10 protein-coding genes are annotated in these 13,844 nt (G+C 60.0%); 2 read left to right on the top strand and 8 right to left on the bottom strand.

Annotated elements, in window-relative coordinates:
• Positions 1-331 precede the first annotated feature (331 nt).
• From WC326_00915 to WC326_00885, 7 genes are all read right to left on the bottom strand, one after another.
• On the bottom strand, positions 332-1,528 hold the full coding sequence (locus WC326_00915) for a sugar-transfer associated ATP-grasp domain-containing protein (GenBank protein MFA7329609.1): 1,197 nt from the start codon (positions 1,526-1,528) through the stop codon (positions 332-334).
• Positions 1,525-2,892: an O-antigen ligase family protein gene (locus WC326_00910; protein MFA7329608.1), complete on the bottom strand. Its 1,368-nt coding sequence runs from the start codon at positions 2,890-2,892 to the stop codon at positions 1,525-1,527. Before WC326_00910 ends, WC326_00915 begins: the two co-directional genes overlap by 4 nt.
• Before the next feature lie 13 nt (positions 2,893-2,905).
• The gene (locus WC326_00905) at positions 2,906-3,649 is read right to left on the bottom strand and encodes a hypothetical protein (protein ID MFA7329607.1); all 744 of its coding nucleotides are present in this window, start codon (positions 3,647-3,649) and stop codon (positions 2,906-2,908) included.
• 11 nt (positions 3,650-3,660) lie between these two features.
• A complete protein-coding gene (locus WC326_00900; protein ID MFA7329606.1) occupies positions 3,661-5,025 on the bottom strand; it encodes a hypothetical protein in 1,365 nt (454 codons plus the stop codon).
• Entirely contained in the window at positions 5,025-5,789 is a 765-nt protein-coding gene (locus WC326_00895; GenBank protein MFA7329605.1) for a polysaccharide biosynthesis/export family protein, read from the bottom strand. The genes WC326_00900 and WC326_00895 overlap by 1 nt, the downstream gene beginning before the upstream one ends.
• Positions 5,790-5,970: 181 nt before the next feature.
• Entirely contained in the window at positions 5,971-7,005 is a 1,035-nt protein-coding gene (locus WC326_00890; protein ID MFA7329604.1) for a right-handed parallel beta-helix repeat-containing protein, read from the bottom strand.
• Positions 7,002-8,372, bottom strand: a complete 1,371-nt coding sequence (locus tag WC326_00885; protein MFA7329603.1) for an AAA family ATPase — start codon at positions 8,370-8,372, stop codon at positions 7,002-7,004. The genes WC326_00890 and WC326_00885 overlap by 4 nt, the downstream gene beginning before the upstream one ends.
• A gap of 223 nt (positions 8,373-8,595) precedes the next feature.
• On the opposite strand from WC326_00885, the gene WC326_00880 reads away from it, so the two are divergent.
• Positions 8,596-10,041, top strand: a complete 1,446-nt coding sequence (locus WC326_00880) for an oligosaccharide flippase family protein (protein ID MFA7329602.1) — start codon at positions 8,596-8,598, stop codon at positions 10,039-10,041.
• Positions 10,042-10,095: 54 nt separating this feature from the next.
• On the opposite strand, the gene WC326_00875 is transcribed toward WC326_00880, so the two are convergent.
• A complete protein-coding gene (locus WC326_00875) occupies positions 10,096-12,252 on the bottom strand; it encodes a Gfo/Idh/MocA family oxidoreductase (protein MFA7329601.1) in 2,157 nt (718 codons plus the stop codon).
• A 219-nt stretch (positions 12,253-12,471) separates the two neighbouring features.
• Between WC326_00875 and WC326_00870 the strand changes: the two genes are divergently transcribed.
• Complete coding sequence (locus WC326_00870; GenBank protein MFA7329600.1) at positions 12,472-13,800, top strand: hypothetical protein; 1,329 nt, start codon at positions 12,472-12,474, stop codon at positions 13,798-13,800.
• Positions 13,801-13,844 lie beyond the last annotated feature (44 nt).

The following is a 13,844-nucleotide window of genomic DNA, read 5'->3' as shown; positions in this document are numbered from 1 at the left end:
CCGAACCTTGGCCGGAAAACCAGGTACATGGTAGTGGACGACCGTGCCTGGCCGTTGAAACAGCAGTTTCCAGGGAACCCGCTGGAGCCGTGTGCGGCGCACCCCATGTTCCGGATCCTCTGAGGCCGACAGGCTCCAGAAGCGATTCGTCACGCCCCGCTGGTCCAAATGCAGCTTCAAGCGGGCCAAATGCATGGAGACACCACCGATGGGCGGGGGGAAGGGACCAACCTGGATCAGCACCACGCCCTCCGACAGCGCGTCCGCCCGGCTCTTTGTAGAGTCGGAGGAAAGGGAGTTGCATCACGGAGCGGCGGCGGCGCGCTTCCGATCATCCCTCGCCTCGCTCGGGAAGGGGGCCCTGGCGGCTGAATCGCTGCTGGTAGGTCTTCCACAACACCTTGGGTTCCGGAAACCGCATCATATCCCGCAAGCCGCCAAACAGCAGGTGCGGAAGGTCCACGCCCCAGCCCAGGTTGGTTTCAATGGCCACCGGGCCATCCACACTCAGGGCGATATCCCACCCCAGGTGCCGATAGAATGGCAGACGTTCCGCGGCTTCCAGGACAAATGCGCTGATCTCCGACCACGCCTCCACCCGATTGCCTTCGAAGACAAACCCAGATTCCGGATGACTGCGGTACGTGGTGTTCCATTGATTGAATGCAACGGGCAGATAGTGGCCGTCCAGGCTGTCCACACCCGCCACCAGCCCATCCTGACAAAAGTTGTCCACCACTTTGCTTCCCGTGCCGATGCGAAGGGAGCTGTAAAGGATGCGGGCCCGTCCCTTGACGCATTCTGTGGCGATTCGAAACGTGTTGACGGAACTGGCATGGATGCGATTGATCTCTTCTCTCTGCACCAACCCGCGTTCCAGGATCATGTCCGTCATTTGGCAGCGTCGCAGCAGGTCTTCCCCTTTCATGGGACCACCGCCCGAATCCTGCATGATTCCCGACTCCGACACATCCAGGGCCAGCACACCCTGACCTCCCTTGCCGTCCTCGGGTTTGATGAACACGCGGCGCCCTCGTTGCCGGTCCACCAGCTGCAGAAAGCCCGCCTCGTCCACGCGGTGCATCTGCGCGTCATAAAGAGCGCCTTTCAGGCTGAACCCCACGGGCTGGGCCCGCCGAATGCCCACCGAATCGAACAGCAGCGAGCAGGCAATTTTGTTGCTGATCACATTGGCCAAGGGAGAGGCGTTGTACAGTGGAAAATAGAGCGTGAAGAACACATACTCGGGCACATACTGGCGCAGCTGCTCGTCCGTCAGCAGCCGGTCACGGCGATACAACCCATAGCGATAGTAGAAAAAGGGCTCGCACCGCCAATAATCGCGGCTCACCTGCAATTCATGGCGGATCTGGCCCGCTTCCTTGCGGTCGGTGGCTGAAGCGAACTCCCGCAATGCCCGAATGGTGCGGGCATTGGTTACCGGGAAGCGGCGGTTGTAGAATAGATGCTGCTGGGCATCGCGCACCCGATGCCATGCGGAAGCCAACGGTCGTCGCAGCTTGTTCATGTTGCAGATGACTCGGTTTGTTGTTTCACCCAAAGGCCTGATGATGCGTAAACACTCACCAATATCCAGAACGTGAAGCAGCTGATGCTGTTGAAGTAGATGAAGTCCGTCAACATGTTGACCAGGAAGACCACCACACTGGCCAGCGACGCGACTTGCATGCGGCGCCAGTCGGGATCCTCAGCCGGTTCGCGCTTTCCACCCCACAAGGCCGACACGAGCACGCCGAAAAAGGCTAGGAAGAGCGGGATTCCGCCAAAAACGGCCATCTGTAGAAAGCTGTTGTGCGGATGCACCAAGTTGACGTCGGATTGGGAGTGGAAGTACAGCATTTCGAGGAAGCTGAATTCGCTCATCCCGATGCCCGTCAAGGGGTAGTCTGCCAGCATGCTCAGGCTGCTGCGCAGCAACTCCAGCCGATTGAAGTCGGTGCTTTCCTGGAAGCGGGCCAGGATGGGTTCCAGGAGCCCCACCTGGGCCAGCACGGCGGTCAGCACGGCCGCCGACACGACGCCCACAATGGCAAAAGTCTTGCGCGAGCGCAGGCCCAGCCCACCGTACACCAACAGGCCCACGGCCAAGGCGACCAGACTGCCGCGCGAGAGCGCCAGGAACACCACCGCGGCCCCCGTGGCCGCTGCCAATCCGCAGACAATCCGGCCCAACGTAGAACGTAGAGCCCCGGCGGCCCCCAGGAACAGGGGGGTCAGGGCAGCGAACATGGAGGCGCTGATGTTTTTGTTGCTGAACATGAAGGTGGTGTCCAGCGTGGCCTCGCGCAGGGTGTTGGCATCCAGCACGGCATCATCGGAGCGCAAGCCGGCGGCCACCCAGTTCTTGGCAACCATCAAACCCAGTGGGAGGGCCACCAGAGCCAGCGCGATCAATGCCGTCTCCAGCCGGTCGCGGCGATCCAGGCTGCGCGTTCCCACCAGGAAAATCAGGAAGGGATCAACGCAAAAGAGCTGAAACTTGGAAAGACCGGCCTCCATCACGTCCGGATGAACGGCCACATTCACGGCAAACAGCAGCATCCACACGAAGAACAGGACCAGGGTGCGGGATTGACCTTCGGGCGGGTCCCGATTGATGGCCATGCGGATCAGAGCCGCGATGGCCAAGCCCAGCAGCAACAGATCGGAGTAGCCCACGCGCAGACCCAACAGGGTGTTGGCGCCGTACCCCAGGGCCCCGAACACGAAGCCTTCCGCTGCCAGCAGCAGGCCCAGAAAGAGGTGGTCCAGTTTGAGCAGAATGAACAGACCCAGCAGCAGCGCGCCCAGAATGGGATAGAGATAGGCGAGGTTCAGGACCAGGGCGCCTACCAGGGCCGTGATAGTGAGGAGGGCGGCGAGGACCTTCATGGGCGAAGCCCGCTCACCGGGCCTGCATGCGCCGGTAGAGCCAGTCTGGAATCCGGTGTTTGCGCCCGTTGAGGACCACGCCGGCGAAGTTGCCGCTGCCTTGAAGAATCTCGCCAGCCTTGAGGGCCAGCTCCACCTTGGTGGACGCGTGCTTCACCACCAGGTAGATGGCGTTCAATTGGCGGCTCAGCACATAGGTCTCGTAGTGGCTGTGGACCGGCGGACAGTCGAAGACCACGAATTCCCAGGGATTGAACAAGCGCGTCTCCACGCGGTAGCGCGTGATCGAGGCCACCAAATCCAGCGGACCATTGGGACCATGTCCCACGGGGAGGTAATCCACACCCTCGATGCGGTTGGACACGACGAAGGGGGCCAAACTGGGGCCCGGGTTCTGGAAATAGGCCGCCAGGGTGTGGTCCGCCGGGAGGCCCAGCCGGGCCGGGTCCGTGCAGGTGAAATCCACCAACAGCACTTGGCGATTATCCGGCGCTTCACTGCGGAAGACACCAAAATGCTTGGCCAGGTTGCGGGCGAAGGAATGGCTGACGTAGGAGGCACCGTCCCCACTGTAGGCCGTGGTGAATCCGACCAAACTGTGATTGTGCTGGATCACGTGATCCACCAGCCCAATGAACTCGCGGTCGATGGAATCAAATTCGCCGGTTTCCGGACTTGTCACGGGCGGGAAAGGCCCGGTCGGTGCGGCGGCCTGTTTCTCATCTACCTTTTTCAAGGCGTCGCGATAGACGGACATGGCGGACTCCGCTAGTTTCGTTTCTGCCGGATTGTGCAGATCACTGGGGCACCCAGGCTATCCTCCACGGCCTGGGCCGTCTCGAACACGCCCGAGCTCAGCTCCAGCACGTAGGCCAGGGTGATGGAAGCAAGCAGGGACATGAAGAACACGATGGCCGTCTGCAACACTCGGCGCGGAGCCACCGGTTGCTGCGGAACCAGCGCCGGATTGATCATCTCAAGGGTCTGATTGGCCCGGTCCCCGATCACCGACAAGTCATACTCGCTTTGTTGACGGTACAGCACGCGGAGCAGGTCGTTGACTCCTTCGCGATACTGCAACAGCGCACCCAGGCGGGAATTGACCTCCGGAAAGCGGGTCAGGTCCGCCTCGTTCCGCCGCAGCTTCTCGAGGAGCACGCGGGTCTTCTGCTCCACCAGTTGCAGCTGTTGGCCTGCCGCAGCGGCGCTGGAGGCCATCACTTGGAAAAACTCTTCCCTTACGGCGGACAGGCTGGTCACCAGGGCTTGAAGCTCCACGCTGTCATCGCTGTAGGTGCCCTGTAACGAGCGCTGCCGATCCTGCAAGGCCACGAAACGTTCCTGGATGCTCCTCAGCACGGAGTTGTCATCGGGCAATGCGATGTGGCTGATGTCCGGCTTGCGGGCCAGGAAATCGGCATAGCGCGCGGCCACCAGTTGTTGTTCCAGAATGCGCTGTTGCAACTCCCGCTGTTGGTTCTGCAGCAGGCTGTTGGTATCCACCAACACGGCGATTTGCCGATCCGAACTGTAGACCTGGGAGGAGAGTTGCACCTCGTTCACCAAGAGGTTGATCGAGTCCAAATCGGCGCGCGTGGCCTGGATCTTGTCTTGCAGCATGCCCGTGGCACCCGGATCGCGCTGGGACTTCAGCTCCTGCTGGGCCTGAACCAGATTGTTGAGAAAGCGACTGGCCTCTTCCGGATCCTGGGAACGGTACTTCACCTCAATGATGGTGGTGTTCCGCTTGGGAAGTCCGCTGATCTTGCCGCGAATGGCCCCCACCGTGCGCAGCCGCTCTTTGGGATCCATTGCCGCATAGCGTTCGGGATAGGTCAGTTCGTAGGTTTTCTCCAACACGGCGCTGGACAGCAGGTACTCCGTTTCCGAGTTCATGGTCTCCCTTAGGGAGATGCTGCCCAGGCTGCGGTCCTTCTCCGTCAACCGGATGTTGGACGTGGTGTTGAACACGATTCCAACTTGGGCTTCGAAGACGTCCGGCGCGCGCAGCATGAGCAGGGCCGTGATGGCCGTGCTGACCAGCACAATGGCAACGATCAACCGAAAGTGCTTGAAAAGGATGATGAGGAAGTCCAACGTGGAGAACGAGGACCGTTTTGCCAGAGTGGCCATTAGTTGTTCCCCTCTATCGTCCAGTAGTAGCGACCACGCAGATAGGTGTCGATGGGGGGAAGGAAGACGTTGACGTAGTCCCGCACAAACTGTCCCACTTCCGTGATCAGGCGGCGCGGCACGATGACAATGTCGAAGCTGTCGATCTGTTCCATGGAGATTTTCAACAGCTCGTTTGGATCTTCCGAAGTGATGTCCAGCAAGCGGATGCGCTTGTGCCCATCGCCCATTTCGTCAATGACGACCAAACTGCGCAGCTCTGCGCCCGCCGTCGGTCCGCCGGCCATGGCCAGCAATTGGATGACGTTGAGCGTCGATTCGCTCTCCACCATGCCCGGCTTGTTCACCTCACCAAACACATAGAGGCGGTGCGGGGCCATTTGAGCCACGTTCACGAAGACGAGCGGATCGCGAAACTGATGGGCGAACGCGCGTTCCGCCTCCTGCTGCAGAAAGGGGATCGTCTTGCCAGCCACATCTACTTCACCCAGATAGGGCAGGGAAACCCGGCCATCCGGGCGGACCACGACCATCAGCCGGCTGTCATCCTGGCCAGCCACTTGCAGACTGAGTTGATCCCCGAACCGGATCAGGTAGGGCTGATCCAGCGACACCTCCGCCAAGGGGCCTGGAGCCAGAGCCTCAGACTCCTGGGGCTGCGGCGCCGCGGCCTCCAGGGTCTTGCGGGATTTGATTGCGCAAGAACTGAGACCCAAACCCACCAGGATCAAGGCCAGCGATAGAGCAATTCGTCGTGTGAGCATTGTGGCTCCCACCCTCGGTTGTTGGTCATGCTTTCCAGGGGGGCACTGACTTTGCCGCATCAACTGTGACAATGTAGTACTGTCGGTGTTGCATGTCCCCATACGCAAAGCTACCCCGGTTCGGCCATCAGATCCTATCGGCGGGGGATCGATGTAAATCCAGTTTTCAACTCCATTCGCCTCAGGGAACGACAGACCAAGGACTCGTGGCAAATGGCATGAACCTCAAGGTATCTACATTTCCCCCCAGGTCAACAGCATCCACGAGCATGCCCGTAATTGTGGAACTATCTGCTGTGCCAAAGTAGCATCCCGTCACATCAATAGTCCGCGGTGGTGTATACTCAGCGGCATCCGGCAGATACCGAAACGCGATCGGCGTGTTAATGAAATTCAATTCGTCGAAGTCGGTCACCAACGCAAAGGCATGCAGTTGCACGCCATTTGTCATATCCTGGAATTGTACGCGATACAAATCGGTTGACGACGTGTACACGTAACGACAGCCGTAAATGCAGTTTTTAAAAGTGCTGTACTCAAGCCGACCCATTCCATGCGACAAGTACATACCAATGCTGCAATCCTGCACGAGGGCGTTCCGTATGGTGATCGAACAATTATTTAGCTGGATCCCATTTTCAAATCCCTGTATCTGCAAGTCGTCAACAACGAGTGCAGAACCGTCAATGGCATCCAAACCCGCGCCGGTTCGTCCAGTGGATCGCAGTGAAACCCGTTGAACAAGTCCGCCCGTGGGTGAGCTGATTTTTAACGGCAGAGCAGAGTTAGACGCCGTGAATCCATCCACTTGCGGGCTTCCGCCTTGGAGCCACAAGGCCGGGTTTCCGCCATTGGCCTGCAAATCTTCTATCTGACAGCTGATCCCATCACTCGGACTGACAATGAAGGACCAATCCAATTCGGCCGAATTTCGAGCTGCCATCTCGACCGGGCCATCAACAACCAGATTGCCTCGCACTTGCAGTGTGCTGTTGTTGGCGAAAATGAGCTTGGTGCCCGGCAAAAGGGTTAGCGAAACGTTGGCAGGAATCAACACGCTGTTCTCCAGCACGATGTCGCTGTTGGCGGGCGGAGCCAAGTCTTCCGTGATGGAATCCGGGAAGCTCCAGGAGACTCGATTTTCCCCCTCATCGTCACTGCAGGAGCAACCCAACAGGGGAAGCAGCAGCAGCATTCGGGTCAACTTTCGGATCATGGCAGGGTCTCCGCCGCTTTCGTGGTGGTGAACAGCGGGATACTCAACAAGGTCCCGCGCTGAATGATGTCGGGGTTCGTCAAACTTGGATTCAATTGCATCACGACCTGAACCATGTCCCAGCTGGCTTGGCCATAGCGGCGCTGCAAGATGTAGGAGATGGACTCGCCTGGCCCCACCAGCACAGTCTCTGTCTTCCAATCGGTGGCCAGCTTCGACCCGGTTGCCGGGTGCGATGACTGCGCTCGCACGAGCTGCTCCTCCGGCACGGCGGGCGGAGCCTCAACCCGCGCTTGCGGAGCGGGGGCCGATTCAGGGACCGGCACTGCCGCCTGGATAGGCTGATCCTCCGCCACCAGCCCGGGCTCATCCCCGACAACCGCGGGACGGGAATCCACTGGGCCGGACGCAATCGGTGCCGGGTCCGGCGCTCGATCCCACCTGAGCACCAGCACCACGCTGAGACCGGCCAGCGCCAGACCCAGGACTGCCGCCACGCCCTTCCAAGAAAGCCATCCCGCGGACGCGGCTGCCGGGGCCCGCAGGCCGCCCGCCACTTCCCCGTGGCTGCTGAATTCCGTTTCCAGCACGTGTCGCACCATCTCTTCGCTCACTCGGCGCTTGGAGGCCAGGGCCGCCTGAAGCAGGGCCACACTGCAGACTTGGTTGATCAGGCGCGGAATGCCGCGGGTGGCGCCGTGGATCAGTCTCAGGGCGGCGGGTTGGAAGATCGAGGCGTCGGCAGCGCCGGCCACCCGCAGGCGGTGCTGGATGTACTCCTCCGTCTCCGCGGGCTTCAGGGCCCCCAAATGGTAGCGGATGGCCACCCGCTGATTGAGCTGTTGCAGTTTGGGGCTGTTTAGCACGCCACCGAACTCGGGCTGCCCGGCGAACACGATCTGCAACAGCTTGCGCGAATAGGTCTCGAGGTTGGACAGCAGCCGGATCTCCTCCAGCGTATCCTCGCTCAGGTTCTGCGCTTCATCGATGATGATGACCACTTCGTGGCCGGCATCGGAAGATTGCAACAGGAAGGAGTTCAGGGCCCGGATGCACTCCACCTTCTGCTCCGGTGGATCCTCCACGCCCAAATCGTAGAGGACGAAGCGGAGCAACTCCAGGAAGCTGACTTTGCTGTTGTAGAGGAAGGCGTGTTTCCAATTGGCATCCAACTGGTCCAGCAGGGCATTCAGCAGGGTGGTTTTCCCCGCCCCCACTTCTCCCGTAAGCGCCATGAAACCCTTGCGTTGTTTCAGTCCGAAGACCAAATGGGCCAGCGCCTCTTCGTGACCTTCGGAATTGAAAAAGAAGCGGGCATCGCTGGTGACGGAGAAGGGGTCCTCTGCCAAGTTGAAGTAGTTGTTCACCATGGTTGTCCTCCCTTCCTCCGTGGGCAGGCAATGTGTCTCATTTCCGGCAGCTTGCCAACTGGCCCGTCCGCGAAGAACGCCTTCAAACTATCGGTCGCCTCCGACGCTCAGTTCAACAGCTTGTCGCCAAAAACTACGACCGGGGCCTTCCTATCTTGCAGCTTGCCTTGCGTCCCAGACTCTGACGGTTTCGGTTGAAGTCCACAAGAAAGGACCCCGCATGTCGCTCAAGCGCGTGTTCACGGACACCCTGCTCTTCTCCATGGCCAACATGGGCGGACGGGTGCTGGGCATGCTCCTGGTCCCGTTGTATGTCCAATACATCAACCCCGACGACTACGGCAAGATGGACATGCTGCAGGTGGTCATCACCATCGTCAGTCTGCTGGTTGTTGCCGGCATCCCATCTGCGCTGTTTCGCTTCTATCATAGTATGCCGGAATCAGAACGTCCCGTGCTAGTGAATACAGGTTTGTTTGGAATCATGTTGCTGGTTCTCCCCGTATCCCTGGGATTGTGGCTAGCGGCGCCCGGCCTGTCGCAGGCTTTCTTTCAATTTGAGCATGCGTCCCTCTACATGCGGTTGATGATCGGAACCATGGCGCTGACCTTGCCGACGGATTATCTAAGTGGCCTGTTGATGCTGAAAGGGGAAACGCGTCGCTACGTAACGGTCAAGCTCGGCTATACGGTGATCTCACTGGTCCTGAACATCGTGTTTGTCGCTGGATTCAAGTGGGGCATTCTGGGCCTGTTGGCCTCCGCTCTGGTCTCCCTGGTGCCCAAGCTCGGTGTGCTAATCTGGTTTCTGGGCAAGGATTTGCGCTTTCAGATCGACCGCGTAATCCTGAGGCGCATCTTGCGCTTTGGGGCGCCTTTGATCATGGCCAGCATTTCCGGCTGGATCCTCAGCTCCAGTGATCGATTCTTCCTCAAGCACTACAGCACCTACGAGCAGATCGGCCTCTATTCCATCGCTTACAAGTTCGCCGGCGGGTTGAACTTCATGGTCATCTCGCCGGTGATTGCCGCCTGGACGCGCACGGCCTTCGAATATCAAACGAGTCCGGATTTGCCGGCGATGTTCAAGCGCATCACGCGGGTGTTTCTATCCATCGGCCTGTTGATCATCGTCTGCAGTTCGGCATTGATACCCGAAGCGCTGGTGGTGTTGACCAACCCCAAGTACTACGGAGCTTATCTGGCATACCCGGCGTTGATCGCCTCTTTTGTGGCCTTCGGACTCAACCGGATGTTCGAAATCCCGTTGCAATTGGTCAATCGCAGCGCACTGTCCGGTGTGCTGGGATCCTGCGCCATGCTGTTCAATCTGGTCTTCAACATCCTGTTGATTCCCCGCTATGGAATTCTGGGCGCCGCGCTATCCACCTTCATGTCCTATATCCTGAACAACCTGGTGTTTTACTACTTCGTCAAGAAATACAACCCCATGCCTTATCCGATGGCTGCGGCACTGGGGCTCAGTCTGGTTGGACTGGGCGTGGTGCTGGTGACCCTGCTACCGGCGCTGGCCTTGGGAATATGGGCCAAGCTGCCCCTGCTGCTCGGATTTGGGGGATTGGTGCTGCTGTGGAATCGTGAGGAATGGCACCGCTTTCCACCGGCCTGGCTGGCCCTGCGCCGCAAACTGAAACTCGCTGCCTGACCCATCCGTGGCTCGTGGGCTCGACTGGCGTCCGGGGGTGGAGTCCTTCCTCGTTTACAGAGCCGGTTCCACCGTCGCTTGACCTGCCTGGACCGCCTGATCCAGCAGGATGGACAGGCGCGTGCCCCACAGGGCTTCCGCACCCAACATCAGGTCGGAACGGCGCCCGCCCAGCAGAGCCTCCCATTCGCGAAACTGCGCCACTTGCCCCTTGTCCTGCTCGGCTAGTTTGTGAACTTCACTTGATTCACCTTTGTGAATACTCAAGCTGAGGAAGTCATCCAGCACAAAGCTGGCTCCTCCCTGATGCACTTCCAACCGCTCTTTGGGCAGGCTCTTCGCGCCGATGCTCAGGTACTGGATGGCACCCAAGCTGCCATCCGGGAAGGCCAGGTTGACGATCCAGTTGTCCGTGGTGGACAATGGCCCGCCCGCGGGGAGTTGCTCGATGCTCATGCGCTGGGGCGGCGCTCCGGCCAGAAAGCACAGAGTATCCAAAAAATGACAAAGCTCGCCCCGCAAGCGGCCCCCACCCCGGTTCCGGTCTTGGGTCCAGTGCCCGGCGGGAATCGCCCCGGCATTCACACGGTAGGTGGCCAGGAAAGGGGCCCCCAAGGCCCGCAGCTGGCGCTGGATCTGCCGGACGTGCGGGCTGTAGCGCCGGTTGTGCCCCACACTGCACGACAATCCCGATTCCTGGGCCAATGACTCCAGCAGAGCGCAATCCTCCAGAGTCAAGGCGGCCGGCTTTTCCACCAAAACATGCTTGCCGGCCCGGAGCGCCCGGGCGGCGATCTCCGCATGGCTGTCATGCTGGGAACAGACAATCACGGCATCGACATCCGGCTGGCCCAGCATCTGGTCCACGTCCGTGCCGGACCAGGCCACTTTTGTCGCCTCTTGGATCCTTGTGGCGGACAGGGGTGTGCGGTTGCAGGCGGCCACGAAAGCCAGTTCACTGGACTGGCTCAGGTACTTCAGATAGGTCAGCTTGGCAAAGCCGCCGGTACCCACCACGGCCACGCCTCGTGCCTTGATGGCACGGGGGGTGGATTCAAGCCGAACGGCACGGGCCGGCGATGGATTTCCTGGATAAGAAAGCAAGGCGCCCACTGCCAGCTCGGTGCCGCCCATCAGGGTGCGGAAGGCCGTGCGGGCCTCACTCAGCGGGTGTCGATGGGTAATCAGATCGCCCAACCCCAACTTGCCCTGGGCCTCAAGCTCCAGGACGGCCTGGAGATTGCGGTTCTCCGTCCACCGGACAAAAGAGAGCGGATAATCCCGCCCCTCCTTTTCATAGGCAGGATCATACCTGCCGGGCCCGTAGGAACAGGCAATGGTGAACTCGATCTCCTTCTGGTAGAAAGGTGCGCGGGGAATCTCCATCGGCACAGCCCCCACAACCACAACTCGCCCCTTCTTGCGCGTCAATTCCATGGCTTGAACTACTGGGCCCGAGTTCTTCGTGGCCGCACAGATCAAGGTGGCATCCACGCCATGGAAGCCGGTCAATGAAGCCGCACAGGCCGTGAGCGCGGGATCATCCGGATCAAAGACGTGTGAATGGCCCAGCTTGGCCAGGAACTCGCGCTTGCGTTCGTCCGGGTCCACACCGATCACAGTGCAGCCGTTGGCAGCCAACAATTTCGCTGTGATCATCCCGATCAACCCCAACCCACTGACCAGCACCACTTCCCCGAGCTGCGGGGCGGCCTGGCGCACGCCCTGGAGGGCAATGGAAGCCACCGTGGTCATGGCGGCCACATCCAATTCCACCGAGTCCGGCACCAGGCATGTCAACAGACGTGGGACAGCGACCCATTCGGCGTGAACGGCCAAATCGGAGCCCGCACAGGCCACCCGATCCCCCGGTTTCAGATCCGTCACACCAGGCCCCACTTCCCTCACCACACCCGCCAGGGAATATCCCGTCTGGCGTGCGGTATGGTTCGCGGTCTCAAGTTGCGCCTCCAGGGACTGTCGCCCTTCAAACAGGACCTTGCGCACACCTTTGATCAGGCGATCCGGCTTTTGGATCACCTGTTCCAACAGGGATGGTGCTTTTTCCGAACGTGACAGGGCGGCTGTTTCCGTTCCCGCGCTGATCAGCGACCAAGCGGTCTCCACCAAGACCTCGCCCGGTTGCAGGACTGGGGCCGGCAACTCGCGCACTTCGATTTGACCGCTGTATAAGACGACAACAGATTTCATGTCCCATTCCCAAGTTCGGCGCCGGCCATCGCCAGCACTTCCATGCGTAGAACATCGGCAAATGGTCCACCGTAATCAATCCGCCACCACCGCCCGAGGACGTCAATCCCCACTGACAAGACGCCGATAGGTGGAAGCGGCCCGCTCTTCGTGCTATGTTGCAGGCCACTCAGCGGTTTCGGCCGCGCGCGACGTATTCCAATCAACCAAGGGTTCTGCATGACACGCAACGTGAAGCAAGCTGCTCGTCAATTGCTTCAAGTCCTTCCCTATTCAATCCGGAATTACAACCGGTACGTGGGCCACTTCTCCGGCCTGCTCCACCAGTTGTCCTTGTTGAGCGAAACAGCTCTGCGCGATTGGCAGTTCGAACGATTTCGCAGTCTGGCGGAACGCGCCTACCAGCACAGCCCATTCTATCGTGAACTGTATGACCGAGCCGGAACCCCGCCCCAAATCCTGCGTCATCCAGATGATATCCAGCGACTTCCGCTTATCGACAAAGACTTGGTGCGGGCGAACTCCAAGCGACTGGTTCTGCAAGGGGTGCCTCAAGGCCGGCTTTCCGCCGTCATGACCAGCGGCACGAATGGCAGTCCCCTGACCTTGTATGTGGATGCCGCCGCCGCTGGAGCTGAAATGGCGGCTATCGTCCATCAGTGGGAACGGGTCGGCTATCGGTCCGAGATGGGGCGGATTGAGTTTCGAGGCCGGGTGGACGGACCCGAGCTGGTGGTCCATTTTCCGCGCGAACGAATCCTCAGGGTGAACATCAATCGTCTGAACCCCGCCAACATGCCGGCGTTGCTTCAACAGATCCAGGCATGTTCCTACGCCTTCTATCACGGCTATCCCTCTGCCCTGGAGCGCTTCGCCCGTCTGCTGGAACAGACCACCCAAGCGGGAACACTCCGACCCCCGCTGGCCATTCTCTTGGCCAGCGAAATGGTGTTTCCCCGCCAGCTGGAGTTGCTCGCCAGTGTGTTCCCCCATTCCCGTTTGTTCGCCCATTATGGCCAAGCCGAACGGGTCGCGCTGGGCGCCTGGGTTGGGCACAGCCGGTCTTACCACTTCCTTCCGGGCTATGCCATTGTGGAGCAAGACGAAGCGGGGCGGCTGATCGGCAGTTCGCTGGTGAACGAAGTGATGCCCTTGCTGCGGTATCGCACGACGGACGTTGTCAGCGGCTTCCATCCCCACCCCATGGGGACTTCCCACCTGTTCCCGGTGGTGGAGAGCATCGAGGGCCGTTTGGAAGACCAATTGTGCACGCCAGCGGGAGACTTCGTGTCCCCAGCGCGCGTGACCTTTCCGTTCAAGGAAGGCAGCAGCTATTCGGCTTGCAAGTTGATCCAGCATACGCCTGACCGGTTGGAACTCGTGATGGAATCCTCCCGGCCCGCAGCAGAGCTTCAGCACGAATTTGAAGACATCACGGCGAAGCTGAGAGGAGTCTTCGGGCCGGCCATGCATTTCCAGCTAACCCAAGTGCAGGAGATTCCGCGGCTGCCCAGTGGTAAGTTCAAATGGGTGGAGTCCCGTGTGTAGACAGCTGGCCACCACAAATGCGCCAAGCAGCACGGCGGACCGAT

Source organism: Candidatus Delongbacteria bacterium (assembly GCA_041675285.1).
In the GTDB taxonomy this organism is placed as follows: Bacteria; CAIWAD01; CAIWAD01; order CAIWAD01; family CAIWAD01; genus CAIWAD01.
Note: the sequence above shows the minus strand (reverse complement) of the source record. Positions and strands in the feature narration are given on the sequence as shown.

Coding starts and splice junctions, on each gene's coding strand:
- WC326_00915 (MFA7329609.1), bottom strand. CDS start 1,528: ATGAACAAGCTGCGACGACCGTTGGCTTCCGCATGGCATCGGGTGCGC.
- WC326_00910 (MFA7329608.1), bottom strand. CDS start 2,892: ATGAAGGTCCTCGCCGCCCTCCTCACTATCACGGCCCTGGTAGGCGCC.
- WC326_00905 (MFA7329607.1), bottom strand. CDS start 3,649: ATGTCCGTCTATCGCGACGCCTTGAAAAAGGTAGATGAGAAACAGGCC.
- WC326_00900 (MFA7329606.1), bottom strand. CDS start 5,025: ATGGCCACTCTGGCAAAACGGTCCTCGTTCTCCACGTTGGACTTCCTC.
- WC326_00895 (MFA7329605.1), bottom strand. CDS start 5,789: ATGCTCACACGACGAATTGCTCTATCGCTGGCCTTGATCCTGGTGGGT.
- WC326_00890 (MFA7329604.1), bottom strand. CDS start 7,005: ATGATCCGAAAGTTGACCCGAATGCTGCTGCTGCTTCCCCTGTTGGGT.
- WC326_00880 (MFA7329602.1), top strand. CDS start 8,596: ATGTCGCTCAAGCGCGTGTTCACGGACACCCTGCTCTTCTCCATGGCC.
- WC326_00875 (MFA7329601.1), bottom strand. CDS start 12,252: ATGAAATCTGTTGTCGTCTTATACAGCGGTCAAATCGAAGTGCGCGAG.
- WC326_00870 (MFA7329600.1), top strand. CDS start 12,472: ATGACACGCAACGTGAAGCAAGCTGCTCGTCAATTGCTTCAAGTCCTT.